Source organism: Shewanella aquimarina, from assembly GCF_023349185.1.
Lineage (GTDB): Bacteria > Pseudomonadota > Gammaproteobacteria > Enterobacterales > Shewanellaceae > Shewanella > Shewanella aquimarina.
This window is the reverse complement of the sequence record NZ_JAKIKY010000007.1, coordinates 165,774-184,782: the sequence shown is the minus strand read 5'-3', so window position 1 is coordinate 184,782 and position 19,009 is coordinate 165,774. Positions and strand designations below refer to the sequence as shown.

The window sequence follows — 19,009 nt, the reverse complement described above, 5'->3', positions numbered from 1 at the left end:
CCGTGTTCATCCGCTTAATTCATGGCGCCTAGCGTTTAGCTATGCCCCCTTGAGCGGCTCAGGATGTTAACAATTTTTACAAGATGTCACAAAACAAAAACTTCTCATCGCAGAACATGGCAGCGAGGCCAGCGAAAAGGGACCGAAAATCCGATTTAAGTTCTAAGGCGATTACAGTAGAATTGCCCCCATTGTTTCGTCAGTGAGTAAACTTTTTTATGGCTCAGTTTGTATACAGCATGCTACGCGTGGGCAAGATAGTCCCGCCGAAGAAGCAGATCCTCAAAGATATTTCCTTAAGCTTTTTCCCCGGCGCCAAGATTGGTGTCTTGGGTCTTAACGGTTCGGGTAAATCAACCCTGCTGCGCATCATGGCCGGTATCGATACCGAGATCGAGGGTGAAGCGCGTCCGATGCAAGATCTTAAGATAGGTTACCTGCCCCAGGAGCCTAAGCTAGATCCCCAGCAAACAGTGCGCGAAGCGATCGAAGAGGCGGTAAGCGAGGCCAAGAACGCCCTGACCCGTCTCGATGAGGTTTACGCCCTGTACGCCGAGCCAGATGCCGACTTCGACGCCCTGGCCAAGGAGCAGGGTGAGCTGGAAGCCATCATCCAGGCCCAGGATGCCCACAACCTGGACAACATTCTCGAGCGCGCCGCCAACGCCCTGCGTCTGCCGGACTGGGACGAGAAGATTGAGGTACTGTCAGGGGGTGAGCGTCGCCGTGTGGCCATCTGTCGCCTGCTGCTTGAAAAGCCAGACATGTTGCTGCTGGACGAACCGACCAACCACTTGGACGCCGAGTCTGTCGCCTGGTTAGAACGCTTCCTGCAGGAATACACGGGTACCGTTGTGGCCATTACCCACGATAGATACTTCCTCGACAACGCCGCCGGCTGGATCTTAGAACTCGACCGTGGCGAGGGTATCCCATGGGAAGGCAACTACTCTTCCTGGCTAGAACAGAAAGAGGCCCGTCTGCAGCAGGAATCGGCCGCCGAGAGCGCTCGCCAGAAGACCATCGCCAAGGAACTCGAGTGGGTTCGCCAGGGTGCCAAGGGTCGTCAGTCTAAGGGCAAGGCCCGTATGGCGCGCTTCGAAGAGCTGAACACCAACGATTACCAGAAACGTAACGAGACCAACGAGCTGTTTATTCCGCCAGGACCACGCCTGGGTGACAAGGTGATCGAGGTGAACAACCTGACCAAGTCTTATGGCGACCGCGTGCTGATCGACAACCTGAGCTTCAGCGTACCCAAGGGTGCCATCGTCGGTATTATCGGTGCGAACGGTGCCGGTAAATCGACCCTGTTTAAGATGATCAGCGGCGCCGAGCAGCCAGACAGCGGCAGCATCGAAGTCGGTGATACGGTTCAGATAGCCTCGGTGGAGCAGTTCCGCGATGCCATGAACGACAAGGCGACCGTATGGGAGGAGATCTCCGGCGGTCAAGATATCATGCGTATCAACAACACAGAGATCCCGAGCCGCGCCTATGTGGGCCGCTTCAACTTCCGCGGCGGCGATCAGCAGAAGATCATCGGCACCCTGTCCGGTGGTGAGCGTAACCGTGTGCACTTGGCCAAGCTGCTCCAGGCTGGCGGCAACGTGCTGCTTCTCGATGAGCCCACCAACGATCTCGACGTCGAAACCCTGCGCGCCCTGGAAGAAGCCCTGCTTGAATTCCCGGGCTGTGCAATGGTGATCTCGCATGACCGTTGGTTCCTCGACAGAATCGCCACCCACATCCTGGATTACCGCGACGAGGGTCAGGTGAACTTCTACGAGGGTAACTACACAGAATACTCGACCTGGCTGAAAGAGACTCTGGGTACGGATGTGATTGAGCCGCACCGTCTCAAGTACAAGCGCATGAGTTAACTCGCGCATCTCGCACTCTCAAGTAATTTCAGTAGCGCAAAGCACATACAAACGGAGGCAGCAGCCTCCGTTTTTTTATCTTCTCTTCCCAACGCCCACTCCCCTCTTTAAAAGGGGCTAACACGGAAACAAAAGCGTGCTAGGATTGAACGCCTATCCGCCAACAACATCAGAATAATAAAAGGATTTGTCTTGAATAGATCACTCAGGCTAATGCCCCTAGACTCAGCGCTAAAGGCGGCCAGCTTATGCCTGGCCGGTTTACTGCCCCTACAAGTTTTAGCCGTTCAGGCACAAACTGAGCAAGAGATTAAGGCAGTGACTCAAGTCAGTACGAATTCAGGCATTAGTGACGGCCCCTATCTATTTCTCCAGCCACAGGCCGAGCTGGCCGATTGGATCTGCGAAGGCGAGCATAAACAGACCCGCGTCAATCAGGGACAGCTGAGCCGACCCGAACATTGCGGTCAGCTCCCTGAGCCCAGCCTGAATCCGCAGGCTAAAGAGGTGCTGGCCGACAGCTATCAAGGGGTGGATAAGATAGTGGCGCTCAGCGACGTTCATGGTCAATATGAGGTGCTGCTGCAGCTGCTGCGCCGCAATAAGATCATCGATCAGAATGACAACTGGGCCTTCGGCGAGGGCCATATGGTGATGACGGGCGATATGTTCGACCGCGGCCCTCAGGTCAACGAGGTGCTCTGGTTCATGTACAAGCTCGACAAACAGGCCAAGGCCGCCGGTGGCCAGCTACATCTGCTGATGGGAAATCATGAGCAGATGGTGATGCGCGGCGATCTGCGCTACGTCAATGACAAGTATCAGACGGCCAGTACCCTGCTTAATCGCCAATATCAGGATCTCTACGGCAAAGACAGCGAACTCGGCCAATGGCTGCGCAGCAAGCACACTATCGTTAAGATAAACGATACCCTCTTTCTCCATGGTGGCATCAGCCAGGAGTGGGTCGACCGAGAGCTGACACTGGACAGAGCCAATCGTCTCTACCGGGAAAATATCGACAAGACTAAGCCCGAATTAAAACAAGATGAGCTGCTTAACTTTCTCTTCTTCGGTAACGGCCCCACCTGGTATCGCGGCTACTTTAAGCCCGACTTCGATACCCAGGAACTGGCCAATATCCTGAATTACTTCAAGGTCAAGCGCATCGTCGTGGGCCACACCTCACAGACGCGAGTGCTTGGCCTTTTCGACAACCGGGTGATTGCCGTCGACAGCAGCATTAAAAAAGGCCTGTCTGGTGAACTGCTCCTCATAGAGAAAGACAAGCTTATCCGCGGTCAGTTTGACGGCACACAGACGCCGCTTTAAGCCCGCAAAGCTCAGCCTAAGCTCAGGCTCGACTCAGTCTGGCGCTCCTTCTATTGAAAGACGTGGCGATGGCCAAAAATAAAGCCATCGCCACGCCTAAGCCTCTAAGCCTCTAAGCCTCTAAGCCTCTAAGCCAAATCCTAAAACCTGAAACCCAAAGCTCTCCTGAATCCGACACAATCTAGCAGTCTAAAGCGACTAAAGAACGAAATGAGGACCTGGCAATTCAAGCCAAGTCCCCTGCTCATTATATTTACCTCCCATCTCCCTGGATAACGAGTCTAATGCGGCGCTTTGGATTAAAAATGTGACTCAATGCCGCAGAGCTCAACTTGAGAATGAAATTGATTCTCACTAATGTTAACCTCACCCCTGATTCTTCTACCCTGCCACTCGCATCTTTCAGAATGGCGCCATAACAAAAGGTAATCATCTAATGCGTCGTCTCCTATGGAAATGGCACGGCTGGCTCGGACTCTTCGCCGCCGCGCCGCTATTTATCATCGCCCTGACCGGCAGCGTCTTGGTGTTTAAGAGCGAACTCGAACACCTGTTGATGCCTGAGAAGGTGCTCGCCACCGATGATAGCCGGCTGAGCTTTACCCAGCTCCTGAGAGCGGCAGACCAGGCCTTGCCACAACATGAAATTCTTGGCTGGCAGTTTGCGGCTCACGCCGGCGAGGCAGACAAGCTCTATGTAGCCAAGCAGGGTACCTACGACTGGCAGATCCTTTTTGTCGACCCAAGCCAAGGCAACTTGCTAAGCCAGCCCGTCGGCCTGAGTCACTACCTGCTGGATTGGCTCCTAGAGCTGCACTACACCTTACTGGCGGATCATCTGGGGCTCGCCGTTACCGCATTAATATCTGTCTTGCTGATATTGCTTTCGTTATCAGGATTTATACTACATCGTCAGTTCTGGCGAACCTTCTTCACCCTAAGATGGGGTAAGAGTCTGCGACTCTTTCTCAGCGATAGCCACAAGATGATGGGGATAGTCGGCGCGCCTCTGTTTCTAATCCTTGGCTTTACCGGCGCCTGGTGGAACATAGCGCACATCTTAGAAGAGTGGGATGAGGTAGATCCTAAGACACTCGCCATCACCCAGAGCTACTACAACAAGCAGCTGGATTTCGATGCGCTATTGACTCAGGCAAATCAAGTTATCCCGGGCTTCGAGGCCCATTATGTACGCTTTCCCGACAAGAGTTATCCCGGCATCCACCTTTTTGGCGCCGCAAGAGACAGCGGAGCGCTTCGCAGCGACTATGGTTCTATCGTCAGTTTCGATGATAAAGCGGGTCGCCTCACCGCCAGCGTGGATGCCACTCAGGCCGACGTACTTTACCAATTCGTCGACAGCTTTCGTCCACTGCATTACGGCCATTTCGGCGGGCTTATCAGCAAAATTATCTGGTGTGTGGTGGGCTTTTTTCCGAGCCTGATGGCCCTCTCCGGTTATTTGATGTGGCAGACCCGGCGCAAACCGCAAACAAGGCGCCGCACTAAGCAAACACAAGGCAAGACTTCGAAGGAGCAGGTGTTGGCCCGATAGGATAAAAAAGGCCGGGTGATCACCCGGCCTCTTGATAAGGATTCGATAGCATTTAGCCTTCCATGGGCCAGTTATGCTCTAGCATGCGTCCCTGGCTGGTGCTAAATGCATCCTCTTTTTTGACACACTCATAGACACGTTTCACCAGCATGGGTTTACCGTCTGTGTGGGGCAAGGCGGGCAACTCACTGCCAAGGAGCTGCTTCTTATACTTTGACGCCTTGCTGGGCTGCCAGGAGAAACGCACCAGCACCTGCCCCTTATTGGTGTCGATGAAGCACTTGTAGTCTTCACGGGGCTCCGCCTTCAGTGGTCCGGCCATCACACAACCAGTAACTAACGCCAGCAAAGTTAATTTATTCACGCTAATTCTCTCAATCATTCTCTTTATCATCTCACGCCTCGGCATCTCTTGGTCGAACAGCATCGCCTACTCGAGCTGCATCCCTTACTCACCAACGGCATCAACTACTCGCTATAGTAGTAGAGCTTTTTGGCGCGCATTCCACCACCGACGCAGCGATTATCCCCGGCGGGGCAATCGTTATCGGGGTTAACCTTCTCCATCTTCTCGGCGGCATTGCCTATGCCGATAAGATACATATAGGCATCACCCCCCTTATTCAGGCCTCCCTTGTTGTCGGCGGGGATCACCAGCTGAGGCGTGTCTAGCACCAAGTTGCCCGCTTCGAGTGCGGTCGACTTATAGGTACTCTCGCCAAAGTGCAGGCCAAATTGTCTCAAGAATCCCATACCCGAAGTGAGACATTGGTTATTAGACGCCGCGCTACCCGGCGCGAACGTGGTAAAGTAAACCACCCCGTTGATGATGGCGGCTCGCGATAGACTCTTCTCACCTTTCTTAGGCAGTTTATAATACAAACCACGTTTCTTGCTGATAGCAATCTTGTCTGGCGTATTTTTCGATTTTGACTCAGAGGTTTCGTAAAGATCGCTAATGGTCAAAGGCGCGGGTGGCTTTGGCCTGCCCGTACCGCCAAAGGTCTGGCTAACCACGTTTCTGTCTTGCAAGGCAAAGAATATATCCTCCCGGGAAGTATCCGACGGCGCCGCCCTGTGGCCGCTACCCACCACCACGGCATCATAAGGCACATTCTGACTGGTGGTCACCCTTGTGGTCTTGCCGTTGACCGTATGGTCCACCACAGACTGACTGTTAAACATGGTCTGGGCCACTACAGGACCGGAATAGAAACGACGATTCTGCGCTAACGACCTGCCACCCAAGTCGGCAAACTTAAAGGCCGACCAGCTGGCCTTATCCGCCCTAGGCATGTCCATGCGCCAGACACTACCGCCAGTATCGACGGCATAGATGCGGTCGGTATTGCCATCACCGTCGGCATCGATCACCGCCACACTGCTGGGAATGCTGTCCTGTATCCCTGGCAATGCAGTGCCGCCACCAACGCCAAACTGATGGATGAGTTTGCCGGTGTCGGCATCGATGATGAATACGCCGCGTCCCTTATTGTCCGCGGTGCCGACATTCTTACTATCTTTACCTGCCGGCGAGTAACCGGCGCCGAAGATGAGTACAGGCTTGTCGGTGCCACTGGCGCTGCGAATCGTGGTCACCACAGGCGTCGACCAAGACTGCCCCATCTCACTCAGGCCTGATGAGCTGGCATCGATACGCCACTTGAAGGTTGGTGAATCAGGATCACTGATATCCAGGGCATAGTAGCTGTCACCACCACGACGCATGCCGAAGTAGAGCCAGGCTTTTTCTACACCCGAGGCGCCATTTTTCACATAGGCCACGGGAGAGCCGTCGATACCGTAGACGGAGTGCACGCCCGTAGGCACATTGTTTCTAAGTGTTTGGATATTAGGCAGCAGTTCATAGGGCATGAAGGCCCAGCTCTCACTCACCTCATTGGCAGTGGTGTCATCCTTGAACATATGCATGAAGCCATGGTTGGTGCCCACCAAGATACGGATATCCGGGCTGGACTTACTGCCGAAGTTCAATGCCAAAGGTTTAGAGTGCAGGGCATCGCCCATGATATCGCTACGCCAATTCTTGGCGGGATTGGCAATGCTAGACTGGTTCTTCTCGTTGTCGACATCCAGCCCCTTGGCCCAGTCGAAGAGTCCGTCGAGCTGACTCTTATCCACCCCCATGAAATTGGCCAGCTTCTCCTTGCCGCCTGCCTTGCTGGCTGCCGCCGATAGGCTCAGCTTGTCCATGCCGCCCCCCAGATTGCTATACAGGGTTCGGCTATCGGCACCCTGCATGGCCGACAGCACGCCGCCCTTGCGTACATCGTTACCATCTCCACAGAGGTTCTTGGGCGTCCAGTAGGAACAAGCATCGTCCTTGATGTTGCCGTCACCACCTATGGCTAACTTACCCTCAGCATCTAATACCTTGCCTTCAGAGTCGACTCTGAACTTCTTGATATTGCCTGTCCAGCGCGGCCCCCTGTCGGGCAGGAACATGGAGTAATAGGCATAGTTGAAGGTCTGGGTGCGGTTAAAGTTGTTACTGGCCACAGAGGGAGAGGTGAAGCTGGCACTGTTCGCCAATACCTCGTTCACCGCCTGTTGAATCGAGCCCTGTAGCTTAGTCGCGTCGGTGGCATCGAAATAGCTTCCGCCCCCTTTGCTCGCCACCTTCTTGAGCAGATCTTCGGCCTTCTTCGCGCCCTCACTGAAGCCAATGGTGTGGGTGATCACATGTTGCTCCCCATCCAGGTTAGGGTTCACGTCTTTGCGATACATCCAACTCGACAGCGCGCTCATGTAGCTGGTGCTGTGTTTGTCGACGCCGCCTGTCAAATCATTTACCGCTTTATCGGCGGCGCTGTCCAGCGTCGGTTCACCATCTGTGATGAAGACGATATAGGCGTTGTTCTGACACTTTTTAAAGGGCGATTGATAGAGCTTCTTATTTGTCTTATTGAGTGCACCTTGATCTAAACCGTCATTTTTATTGGCTTTATAAGTTACCCATCGACCCCATGATTTATAGGTATAATTTTTGTCATCATCGCCAAAGAGCACAGGCGCGCCGGCAAAATAACGGTAGGCCTCGTAGAGGGTTTCACACAGGGGGGTATTCCAGCCATACTCAATATCTTTAACCCCTTCAAGCAAAGTCTTTTTTTGCCCTGGAGATAGGGTCTGAATCGCCTTGATGATTCGGCCGCCGTTACGACCATTATCCAGGGTATCGTCCGGACCATTCATGTTAAAGATCGCCAGGCCAAAGTCCACCCCAGGGGTGGTTAGGACGACGTTCTTAATCGCATCTTTAGCTAAGGCTAAGCGAGTCTTATCTTCTTGTTTCTTATTTGCATTATGATGCCAGCGAAGGTAATCCTCGGTATACACGGTGAGCACCCGCCCGGTACCAAAGCCAGTAAGCTGCGCCTGCTCCTTGGCCGTCTTCTTAATGCTGTCGCTCGAACTACTGGTGACATTGTTATACATGATGGGCGTGATGGGTGAGCCTTGACTATCGACAGGCAAGCCAGACATGAGTCCCTTGGCGTTGAGATAATTGCCTTCTTGAATGTCTTCGTAACAATCCACCGCCTTGGCATTCAGGCCGTTGTTGTCGCCAAACTCACGCCAGGCACCGTTGGCGCCACTATAGGTATACTTGCGAAAGAAACCGGTAAATACACCATACTCGTTAAGAAATTCCCAGGAACTCGCGCAGCTGTTGATGTCACCCGAAAATTTGCGGCGTTCGTTAGGGTCATCGGGATTGGGCAACTTATTCTTACCCTGATCGCCCTTCACATAATAGAGCATCCCTTTCTTGCCGTTATTGTAACGGGAAACACCACCGGCGCCCGGCGTATAAGGCTTATCCACGTCATAGACTGTGGTACTCATACTGCCAGAGTTATCGAAGATGATCAGGATCTGCGGCCTGGCGCCCGTTCGGGCACTCGCCTCATAGACATACAACTCGGTATCATCGGCCCAAGAAGAGGCCGAGAGAAGACTCATGATGGCAGTCAACAGCGCGACAAGGGGTTTAACAAGCTCTCCCTTTCGCAGCATGATGATATTTGCCAGAGCAGACTGACCAGCGCGCAAAATATCCATTTCACTAAACCTATTACTTCAAATTCTTTTTAATTTTTTAAATGACCCCTTATCCCACTTCCATGGCTCATTACCTAAATCCGCTATAGCTAGAGGCTATCAACCAAATGCAGACTTTCAGGCAGAAAAACACTAGCCGTAAGCATGAATTCAGCCAGTTAGGATGAGACAAAAGTGCGACAGAAAGCGGATTTAACACCCCATTGATACAAAATGCAACATTTTTAACCAAATTGAATCATGCAAACAGGAGGATCGTCGAATTTCGAATGAATAAGAGACTCGGATAACAGAAATGCTATTTTATTGACACTGGAATGACCAGTTTAATAAAAACACGGCACCAGACTAAAGTAAAAAATCAACTAATAACTAATACATTGAATAAAAGGAATTTTTCACAAAAATACTGGCGTTAACCTAACAAGTTATCTGCGCCAAACCAGATGAAGATGAGCGTCGTATAAATGACACCCGCGTCATCCAGGCTCGTTGAGTGAATATTTAGTCTATATGGCGCAAAAAATATTCACCTTTTATTTAAGATGCAAATTTTTCAACTTAATGACAATATTTACTCATCGCAAAATATGAAATAAATCTAATAAAACCTATATGACCTAAATAGGTCATCATTCGATGCTATTGGCAAAGATTTACCCTCCTCTTAAGCAACTCTCTTTTAAACCTGTATAGCGTTCAATCGACGCTGCTGAATAAGAGATGCCCAATTGATTGTAGAGTGGTGCACTTATTATCTGAATTTAGGGGAAGTTAGTAATATCTAACCTCCGTTTAGCCACGGTTTGACCCGCCACCCCATCAGCCGCGCCAGCCTCGTCTTCACGGACAAGGCTGGCGGATGATTTAGGCGCCTGTCGCCTGCTGTTTGGCGATAGCATGCTCTAACTGTTCGGCTACAAAGCCGGGCGATCGGGTACGACCGGAGATCAACCGATACATGGCGGGGATCACCAGTAGGGTCACCAGGGTCGCAAATGCCATGCCGAAGAACACCACAGTGCCCACGGCGATTCGGCTCTCGGAACCGGCGCCGCTCGATAAAATCAGGGGCACGGCCCCCACCAAGGTAGTAAAGGCCGTCATCAGGATCGGGCGCAGGCGGCGCGCCGAGGCGTCTAATATCGCACACTCCAGTGAGGCCCCCCTATCCCTGAGCTGGTTGGCAAATTCGACGATCAGGATGCCATTCTTGGTCACCATGCCGATCAACATGATCATCCCTATCTGGCTGTAGATGTTGAGCCCGACGCCCATCAGATAGAGACCCATGAAGCCACCGAAGATCCCCATGGGTACAGTCAACATCACCACCAGAGGGTTGATAAAACTCTCGAATTGCGCCGCCAGCACCAGGTAGGCCACCAGCAACGCCAGGGCAAAGACCAGCATGACGCTACTCTGGTTTTCCTTAAAATCCTTGGACTCACCCGTGTAGCCGATACTGATATCGCCGGGCAAGATCTCAATCGCCTTGGCATCGAGAAAATCCAGCGCCTCACCTAAGGTGTAGCCCTCTCCAAGATTGGCCTTGAGGGTGATCGACTTCTGCTTATTGGTATGACTCAGCTTGTGCGCCGAGGCCACCTCCTCGATACGGGTAATGGCATCTAAGGTGATCAGTTCGCCGTTAGCGGCGCGCATATAGATCTGACTCAGATCCGCCATGCTGTTGAAGCTCTCCTCCTTTCCCCTCAGATACACGTCGTACTCTTCGCCACGCTCAATGAAACTAGTCTCGCTGCGACCCCCAAGCATCACCTCCAGCGTCTGAGAGACCTGGGCGCCGCTGATCCCCAGCTCAGCGGCGCGCTGCCTGTCCACACTCACCACCAGCTCAGGCGTGGTTTCGGCATAGTCAAGGTCGGCGCCGGTCACCATGGGCGAAGCATCGGCAATCGCCTTAAGCTCGCTGGCCCACTTAAACAGCTCATCATAGTCGCTGCCCCCCAACACAAATTGCACCGGCTCACTAGACTGCCCCCTAAAGCCGGGTAGCATGGGCCGCACCATCACATCCGGGATCCCCTTAAGCGCCTTAGCCACTATGCCCAATGCCTGTTGCGCGTTGATATCACGGGCCTGCCAATCCTCTAGCTGCATGATCACAAAGCCGGTTTGATCGCCGGCGCGTCCGCCGAATGCCGGCGCCTGAACGCTGAAGGATTTGATCACTCCCTGGCTCAGCAGTGGCATCAGTCGCTGCTCGACGATATCCATGTTAGCCGTCATCCGGTTATAGCTGGTGCCCTCGGCGCCCTTCACGAAGGCGAAGATCACCCCCCTGTCTTCCTGAGGGGCCAGCTGCGCCGGTACCTGCTTCATCAATAGACCACTGCCAAAAACACAGGCGATGATCACCACAGGCGCCCCCAGGCGATAACGCACCGCCCAGGCCAGGCAGCGGCGATAGACGGCCTCCAGCCTTGAGAATCCTGCGTCCATCAGACGGTTAAGGGCATTAGGCTCATGCTTACGCTTGAGTAACTTGCTACCGAGCACTGGGGTCAGGGTGAGCGCGATCACCGATGAGAAGATCACCGCCATGGCGAGCATCACGGCAAACTCGGTAAAGAGACGTCCCACCATGCCGTCCATGAATGAGATTGGCAGAAACACCATCACCAACACGGCGGTGGTCGCCACCACGGCAAACCCCACCTCTCTGGCCCCCTTATAGGCCGCCAGAATCGCAGGTTCCCCCCGCTCGATATGGTGAAAGATGTTCTCAACGACCACGATGGCATCATCCACCACCAGACCGATGGCCAGGATGAGCGCCATCAGGGTGAGCAGGTTGATGGAGTAGCCGAGGTAGTTGGCGGCGATGAAGGCCGAGATCAAGGAAACCGGCACTGTCACCGCCGGGATCAGCGTCGCCCTCGCCTGACCAATAAACAGGTAGAGCACCAGCACCACAAGGGCGCCGGTGATATAGAGGGTATTGTACACCTCGCCGATCGACTGGTCGATAAACACGGTCGAATCATAGTCCACCGACAGCTGTGTCCCCTCGGGCAGAAACTTCTGCAACTTGTCCACCTCCTGATGCACCCGCTGCGCCACCTGTAGCGGGTTAGCATCGGACTGTGCCACGATCCCCAGGCTGAGGTTAGGCACGCCGTCACTCTTGAAGGTGGAGTTTTCATTCTCGGCGCCGATAAACACCCGCGCCACATCCTTAAGATAGATGGGGCTGCCGTCGCTGGCGGTTCGCACCACCAGGTAATCGAAGTCTTCAGGGTGCAGGTAGAGTCTGGCGGTGCGCACCGTCATCACAGTCGTGTCGTTGCGCACCTCACCGCCCGGGCTCTCCACATTCTCGCTGCGCAGCGCATCGGTAATATCTGTGGTGGTTACCCCACGCCCGGCCATCAACTTGGGATCCAGCTGCACATACATCACCTTGTAGAGGCCGCCGGAGATATTGACCGAGCTGACCCCGGTTATCAGGCTAAACCTGTCTTCCAACACCCGCTGGGCATAATCGGTCAGCTGAGTCCTGTCCATGGTGCTGGAGCTAAGGTTAATGTAGACAGAGGGCTCGCCCGAACCATTGTCTTTAGAGACGATCGGCTCGTCCGCCTCGTCGGGCAGGCGGCGCTGTGCCCTGGCCACGGCATCGCGAACATCGCTCACCCCCTCGGTCAGGTTCCAGTCGAGATCGAAGCTGATGGTGATGCGCGACATGCCGTTGCGGGTCACTGAGGTGATCTCATCTATGCCGCTTATTCCCGTCAGCTCATCCTCGAGCACAGTGGTAATTTGACTCTCCATGATGCTGGCCGAGGCGCCGCTGTAGGTTGTCATCACAGTGACCACAGGGCTCTCCACGTCCGGCATCTCACGCACCGCCAGCTTGGAAAAACTCACCAGACCAAACACACACAGCAACAGGCTTAGGACGATCGCCACCACAGGACGTTTTACCGACAGATCCGACAGCAACATTAGCTCTGTCCTCGCGTGAGTTCAGCTTCGCCCGTCTGGGCCTCTGATAGCCGTCCCTCGCCCGAGCTGTCGGCCAGCTGGCTGGCCTCGACATCCTCGACCTTGATGCCATCACGCATGTTCACCAGTCCCTTGACCACTATGGTGTCCCCCAGGGATAAGCCATCATCGATCAGCACCTGATCGTCGATACGCGCCCCCAGGGTCACCCGAGTGCGGTGGGCGATATTGTCGCTACCCACCACATAGACGAAACGTTTGGTGCCGGAATACTCCAATGCCTGAACCGGTACCACGGCCTGGGTCACGGGGTCAAAATTGAGCCGCACCGAGATCAACATGCCGGGCCTTAGCCGATGATCCGGGTTATCGAAATTCACCCTCACCTTGAGATTGAGGGTCTCTGGATTGATCCTTGGGGCCATGGCCACCACCTGACCATGAAACTCGGCGCCAGGCCAGGCACTGCTGCGGGCCACCACAGGCATACCCATATAGATCTGCGACAGATAACGCTCGGGGATCTGCAGATCCAGGCGCATGCTGGAGAGATCGTCCAGGCTTACCAACTCACTGCCGACACTCACCAGCTTGCCCAGACTAAAGTCCACCAGCCCCACGACGCCATCGAAGGGCGCCTTAAGCGTGTGATAATCCAAATCCGCCTGTGCAGCCTCTAGCCTGGCCTTGGCGATATCGACACTGGCCAACTGGGCATCTATCTCGGTCTGGGTGATGGCGTGCTTACCTATGAGTCGCTGGTATTCGCCTAACTTGCGCCGCTCGTCATTGAGATAGGCCTTGGCCTCGGCCAGGTTTGCCTTGGCCTTGGCATCTTCGAGACGCACCAATACCTGTCCCTGTTCCACGGCCTGATTATCACTTAAATTGATCGCCTGCACCTTACCCGCCACCTCGGCGGCGATCTGTACCGAGTGATTAGCGGCCAGCTTACCCACTAACGACAGGTGCTGCGCCACCTGGTGGGCCTCTACCCTGGCACTGGCGATAGGCACGGCTCTGATATTAAGGGCTCTGGTATTAAGGGCGCTGGTATTAACGGCCCTGGCATTAACTGCTGTGGCATTAGCGCCTTTGGTGCTTGCTGCTGTGGTATTAGTCGCTTTGGTATTAGTCGCTTGTGACGACTGCTCCTCAGCCTGCTTGTCGGCGAGGGCAAAGGTGAACAGCACGGCCAGGACTAGCAGGCCAAGAGGAATAAACAGGTATTTCTTATCCATTGGGACGGTATCTTATCCATGGGCTTTTCGAGTGCCCCTATTGTAAAATGGCGCCGTGGCTTAGAGGGTAAAGCAATGTAAAGCTGCGCAAAGCGTCATACTCATTGATTAACAAGAGTGCAAACAGGTATGTCGGCCAAGCATGACAGATAGCGAGCACGCTAACTTTCGGCTGATGAATCACAAGCAGCGTAAATTGGGAAAAGACAAGCAAGCATGAAACTCGACTGGCTAGATAACGACAGCCGTGCACAGGCATTTACCTTCTACAAGGCGTTCATGCCTCACGCCAGGATCGCCAAGAAAGAAGCCCTCTGCGTCGTCTACTTCGGTGAGCTGACCGAACAGGCAAGTAAAACGCAGACGATAGAGCATCAAACAAGGCAAGAGCGAAAGAGCCTACTTTTAGAAGACAGACAGATAGCCGCCGCGGCGCGCATTCGCCCAATAGGTCCCTATCACCTGCTGACAGGCCTGTTAGTTCATCCACATTTAAGGGGACAAGGCCTGGGTACAAGCCTGATGCAGGCGTTGGCACCGACACTTGGCGCGGCGCCCAGTTTCCTGTTTTGCGAAGCCGAACTCACTGCTTTCTACCACGGCCTGGGCTTCATGTTACCCAATAACCCTCCCAGCGAGCTGCTGCAGCTGCAAAGGCGCTACCAGACTCAAGGCAAACAGCTCGTTTTGATGCACTACCAGGAAGAATCGTCCACTTGAGTTTTTCTGCAATAACATTAAAGTAAAGCCACCATAACAATATCCAAACACCCTACAGAAGGTGGCGCTGTTGCATCAATCCTGTTTCGATAGACCCATTATTATCATCTCGGCGCCGCGATCCGGCAGCACCCTATTATTTGAACTCTTAAGCCATAGCGAATCTCTCTGGACCATAGGCGGTGAGAGCCATGCCGTCATAGAGAAACATAGACAGCTCAATATCACCGCCAAGGGTTTTGCCTCCAACGCACTGGACATTAGCGACTGGGGTGCCGACATCGACCAGCAGCTCAAGGCTGACTTTGAAGCGGCGCTACGAGACCACCAAGGAGCGCCCTATCAAGACAAACTCGGGCCGATCCGCTTTCTGGAGAAGACCCCCAAGAACAGCCTGCGTATCGATTTTCTCAATAAACTTTTTCCCGATGCGCACTTCATCTATCTGGTCAGGGATCCCAAGGAAAATATTGCCAGCATAATGCAGGCCTGGCGCAGCGGCCGTTTTCGCACCTACCCGGGGCTACCCGGCTGGGGCGGCGACTGGTCACTCTTGTTGCCGCCAGGCTGGCAGGCATTAAGAGGAAAACCCCTAGAGCAGGTCGCCTGTTTTCAATGGTGTCAGGCAAATGACCATATCATGGCCTCACTGGATAAACTGCCCCAGGATCGCTGGCACCTGGTGAGCTATCATGACTTGGTTGCCGATCCTAAGGGAACCACCCAGAAGATAGTCGACTTCTGCCAGCTCCCTCTGGATGCCTCGCTGGCAGAGCGATGCGATGGCAAACTGCCTCACTCCCGCTACACTGTCTCGGCTCCTAAGGCCGATAAATGGCTGGCCAACTATGCGGCCATAAACGCCATCTGGCCCCAAACACAAGCCTGTCTCGACAAAATAAATCAGAGGCTGATAGCTAGAGGCCTCTCCCCCTTTGCCACAGAATTACCCTCGCCACCTCTGAGTGCGGCAGATACTGAGCCCGATACCACACCGTCGTTGGAGTCAACAGCGAAGCAGGGGACACCAGGCGAGCGCGCGGCTCACGGGGCGAGCACACGCTTTTCCAATTCAGGCTTTTCAAATCCGGGCGCTTCTAATCCAGGCGCTTCCAGCACTAGCTACCCCAATACCGCCCGCAATGCCCCTTGCCCCTGTGGCTCTGGGCTGAGATACAAGGCCTGTCACGGCAAACTGCAATAGGGATAAAAGAGAGATTATGAAGTTAGCAAAAGAGTTCTACCGTCTGCCCCTAAGCTTTGATGTCGAGCGCCTGCAACAGGAGCTGTCGGCCTTCACCGAGGAAGACTGGCGCGCCCATCATGAAAGCTTTAAAGGCAATTCGGCCATCGCCCTCATCTCGGTCGGCGGCAGCTTTAACAACGAGTTTAAGGGCCCCATGAGTCCCACTCCGGCACTGCTGCAGAGCCCCTATCTTCAGCAGGTTATCGCCTCCTTCGGTGAGGTAATTGGCCGCTCTCGTTTGATGCGTCTGGCCCCCGGCTGCGAGGTGCCTTTGCACAGCGACATCAACTACCATTGGCACAACCGGGTGCGTATCCATATCCCCATCGTCACAGACGACGCGGTGCAGTTTCACTGCGACGATAAGCAGGTACACATGGGCGAGGGAGAATGCTGGATCTTCGACTCCTGGAAATACCACAAGGTGGTGAACAAGAGTGACAAGATGCGGGTTCATCTGGTTATCGACACCATGGGCTCGAGTCGTTTCTGGCAGATGATCGACGAAGCCTCGCTGCCCTACGGCCAGTTAGATGACCCAAGCTTTAAGTCCAAGCACCTGAGTTTCATCCCAGGTAGTCAGCCAGAGATCATCACAGAGAAGGTAAACTTTCCTCTGGTGATGCCCCCCAGCGAGGTGCGTCTGCTGACTCAAGAGCTAGGCTCGCAGATCCAAGCCGCACCGGATAACGCCCCCCAGGCAAGTGAGCGCTTTATCAAATTACTCAATGACTTTGCACTGGACTGGCAGGCTATCTGGTCACAGTTTGGAGACGATAAGACAGGTTGGGACGCCTACCATAGGCTGAGACAACAGACGCTGGCACAGGCTGCCCCGCTGGAGAATCAGGTAATGGTAGACAGCCAGACATCGGCGATGAAGGTGCTGGTTCACCTGATCATGGGCCCGGCCATGAGCCCGGAATTGGCCCAGGTAAACAATGCCGCGCCGCAAGGGGCTACGCAAAAGACTACGCAAAGGGCGTCGATACCGCCAAGCGCCGTTGCCACAACAGTGAGCGAGGCGGAACCAGAACCATCGGGCGAAGCAAAAACAGGTTCACAGCCAGGTGCAGGACTGACTCGTAACAGCCCTTGCCCCTGCGGCTCAGGCAAAAAGTATAAGCAGTGTCACGGCCAGCTTAACTAACACTATGGCCAATACTATCTTCAACAGCTAGGGCCAAAAGCTGAGGCCAATTACAGTCAGCAATCTGCTTCAGACAAAGAAAAGGGCGACACACTTGTGTCGCCCTTTTACCTAATCACCATTTATATAGTCACCTTTTAGGTCAACAAGCTTGGCTAACACCCCATCAACTCAAGAAGGTCTTATGGGCCTTGTCGGCAATCTCGCTCAAGGTGCGATAGGCATTGGGAATAAAGGCCGCATAGGCTTCACTCTGGCCTATCGCCTTAGGGTTCATCGGTCTTCTCACCTGGCTGGCACTGGGGGTCAGCACGCTGCGCTTTGACTCATAAAACTTAAGACAGCCAGGCTCGAATGCCAGGCCGACATAGTCCAGCATGGCGGGGATCTCCTCGTCCGGCGCCTTCACCAGCTCTTCGAAACAAAGATGATATAGGCTATCACCATAGGCCGCTTGCCAGTGACTCATCAATTCCAGGTATAGCTGCCAGTAGTGGCAGATATCATCCAGATGGTAAGAGTAGTCGTGACCATGGCTAAAATGCTGCTTATAGACCCCCATGGCGTTGTCTCTGGCATCGCGGATCACGTTGATTATCTTGGCCTCGGGAAACAGCGTCTTGATAAGCCCGATATGGATGAAGTTATTGGGGTTCTTGTCAATCACTAAGCTTGGCACTAGGCTTGGCGACGCTTCACCCTGGGCCTTAAGATACTGGTTCACCTGCTCGATATACTGCTGACGCATCTGAGCTATCTGCTCGCTGGACAGCTGAGGTAACATGGCGCCATAGCCTCCCTTCATCTCCAGGCTCAGCGCCAGACGCTCCATGAAGGGCAGCTCATCGGTTGCCGCAACCTGACTGTGGCTTGCCAGGATCTGCTCACACAGTGTGGTGCCTGAGCGCGGCATGCCGACGATAAAGATAGGTGTCCAATGCCCGCTAGTCTCTTCGGCGCGCGGCTTCACCTCAGCCGACTTGAGGCTATCGACCAAGCGGGTAAAAGCCTCTCTCTTAAAGGGACGTAGTGGCCGCATTAGCTGGTTGGCCATACGCACCGCATCGAATGCTAACTCGCCCTGTTTGCGCTGCTCATAGACACGATTCAGGGCAAAATGAAGCAGAGACTGGCTCGCCTGAGAGAACTCCTCAGAGGCGATATTGGCCTTAAGGGCGGCTTCATCTTGCTCGGTGAATCGATAGTTTTTCAGATCCGCCAGGCTCCAGTAGGCGGTCGCCTGCTGACTGGGCGCCAGACGAATGTAATCATGGTAGAAGGCTGCGGCTTTATCTGTATCCCCCTTGGCCTTGTAGACATGCCCCAGATTCAGGCTTGCCTGCGCCGCCTGTTCATCACCCGCTAATGCAGCAAGTAGCGCCGACTCGGCCGTCGCCATATCGCCGGTGCGGCTGGCGTTTATGCCCAGGCGAAGCTGCAGGCTTAAATCTTGCGACGTCTCTTCAACCAGCTCCCTGAGTAAGTTGACTGCATCGAAGAAGGCCTCGCGGCGCTCATGTAGGGTCACCATATTTAGGCGCAGTTCTTTATCTTGAAATCCAGCCGCTTGGGCCTTTAGGTAGCAGCTCAAGGCTTCTTGATGCTCACCACTGCGAAAAGCGAGGTGACCCAATAGCGCCTGCGCCTCACCATTACTGGGTTCTCTGCGAATCACCTTACGGGCATAGATGCCGGCAGAGGAAAATTTTCCACTCTGATAAAAGGCTCTGGCTTCTTCTAAATAGCGCGCTTCTCGACTCAAGTCATACTCCTGTTGTTATCGTTATTATTTAAGTGACTGCGACTGTGATCTTGGTTTGCAGG

At 54.0% G+C, this 19,009-nt stretch carries 10 protein-coding genes and 2 pseudogenes; 7 read left to right on the top strand and 5 right to left on the bottom strand.

What is annotated here, in order from left to right; all coding sequences use genetic code 11:
* The first annotated feature begins 218 nt into the window (after window positions 1-218).
* The 3 genes from ettA to L2731_RS10655 all read left to right on the top strand — a co-directional run bounded on the left by ettA (window position 219) and on the right by L2731_RS10655 (window position 4,770).
* On the top strand, window positions 219-1,883 hold the full coding sequence (gene ettA, locus L2731_RS10665) for an energy-dependent translational throttle protein EttA (protein WP_249253064.1): 1,665 nt from the start codon (window positions 219-221) through the stop codon (window positions 1,881-1,883).
* A 213-nt stretch (window positions 1,884-2,096) separates the two neighbouring features.
* Window positions 2,097-3,215 (top strand): metallophosphoesterase, encoded by a 1,119-nt coding sequence (locus tag L2731_RS10660; RefSeq protein ID WP_249253141.1) that lies wholly within the window; start codon window positions 2,097-2,099, stop codon window positions 3,213-3,215.
* Window positions 3,216-3,651: 436 nt separating this feature from the next.
* Complete coding sequence (locus L2731_RS10655; protein ID WP_249253063.1) at window positions 3,652-4,770, top strand: PepSY-associated TM helix domain-containing protein; 1,119 nt, start codon at window positions 3,652-3,654, stop codon at window positions 4,768-4,770.
* A gap of 52 nt (window positions 4,771-4,822) precedes the next feature.
* Here the strand turns inward: L2731_RS10655 and L2731_RS10650 are convergent, their stop codons facing one another.
* From L2731_RS10650 to L2731_RS10635, 4 genes are all read right to left on the bottom strand, one after another.
* Complete coding sequence (locus tag L2731_RS10650; protein ID WP_249253062.1) at window positions 4,823-5,134, bottom strand: TapY2 family type IVa secretion system protein; 312 nt, start codon at window positions 5,132-5,134, stop codon at window positions 4,823-4,825.
* Between the two features lie 104 nt (window positions 5,135-5,238).
* A complete protein-coding gene (locus L2731_RS10645) occupies window positions 5,239-8,856 on the bottom strand; it encodes a pilus assembly protein (protein WP_249253061.1) in 3,618 nt (1,205 codons plus the stop codon).
* Between the two features lie 867 nt (window positions 8,857-9,723).
* The gene (locus L2731_RS10640; protein WP_249253060.1) at window positions 9,724-12,828 is read right to left on the bottom strand and encodes a multidrug efflux RND transporter permease subunit; all 3,105 of its coding nucleotides are present in this window, start codon (window positions 12,826-12,828) and stop codon (window positions 9,724-9,726) included.
* Window positions 12,828-14,069, bottom strand: a complete 1,242-nt coding sequence (locus L2731_RS10635) for an efflux RND transporter periplasmic adaptor subunit (RefSeq protein ID WP_249253059.1) — start codon at window positions 14,067-14,069, stop codon at window positions 12,828-12,830. Before L2731_RS10635 ends, L2731_RS10640 begins: the two co-directional genes overlap by 1 nt.
* Window positions 14,070-14,285: 216 nt before the next feature.
* On the opposite strand from L2731_RS10635, the gene L2731_RS10630 reads away from it, so the two are divergent.
* The 4 genes and pseudogenes from L2731_RS10630 to L2731_RS19600 all read left to right on the top strand — a co-directional run.
* The gene (locus L2731_RS10630; protein ID WP_239849935.1) at window positions 14,286-14,789 is read left to right on the top strand and encodes a GNAT family N-acetyltransferase; all 504 of its coding nucleotides are present in this window, start codon (window positions 14,286-14,288) and stop codon (window positions 14,787-14,789) included.
* Between the two features lie 70 nt (window positions 14,790-14,859).
* Window positions 14,860-15,993: a sulfotransferase gene (locus L2731_RS10625; protein ID WP_239849934.1), complete on the top strand. Its 1,134-nt coding sequence runs from the start codon at window positions 14,860-14,862 to the stop codon at window positions 15,991-15,993.
* Between the two features lie 16 nt (window positions 15,994-16,009).
* Window positions 16,010-16,495, top strand: a pseudogene (locus L2731_RS19605) (aspartyl/asparaginyl beta-hydroxylase domain-containing protein); the annotation flags it as partial.
* Window positions 16,496-17,104: 609 nt separating this feature from the next.
* A pseudogene (locus L2731_RS19600) lies at window positions 17,105-17,185 on the top strand (SEC-C metal-binding domain-containing protein); the annotation flags it as partial.
* 166 nt (window positions 17,186-17,351) lie between these two features.
* On the opposite strand, the gene L2731_RS10615 reads toward L2731_RS19600, so the two are convergent.
* On the bottom strand, window positions 17,352-18,947 hold the full coding sequence (locus L2731_RS10615) for a tetratricopeptide repeat-containing sulfotransferase family protein (protein ID WP_249253055.1): 1,596 nt from the start codon (window positions 18,945-18,947) through the stop codon (window positions 17,352-17,354).
* Between the last annotated feature and the right edge of the window lie 62 nt (window positions 18,948-19,009).

Bases quoted from the DNA above. Each gene is read 5' to 3' on its own strand.
- ettA (WP_249253064.1), top strand. From the start codon at position 219: ATGGCTCAGTTTGTATACAGCATGCTACGCGTGGGCAAGATAGTCCCG.
- L2731_RS10660 (WP_249253141.1), top strand. From the start codon at position 2,097: ATGCCCCTAGACTCAGCGCTAAAGGCGGCCAGCTTATGCCTGGCCGGT.
- L2731_RS10655 (WP_249253063.1), top strand. From the start codon at position 3,652: ATGCGTCGTCTCCTATGGAAATGGCACGGCTGGCTCGGACTCTTCGCC.
- L2731_RS10645 (WP_249253061.1), bottom strand. From the start codon at position 8,856: ATGGATATTTTGCGCGCTGGTCAGTCTGCTCTGGCAAATATCATCATG.
- L2731_RS10640 (WP_249253060.1), bottom strand. From the start codon at position 12,828: ATGTTGCTGTCGGATCTGTCGGTAAAACGTCCTGTGGTGGCGATCGTC.
- L2731_RS10635 (WP_249253059.1), bottom strand. From the start codon at position 14,069: ATGGATAAGAAATACCTGTTTATTCCTCTTGGCCTGCTAGTCCTGGCC.
- L2731_RS10630 (WP_239849935.1), top strand. From the start codon at position 14,286: ATGAAACTCGACTGGCTAGATAACGACAGCCGTGCACAGGCATTTACC.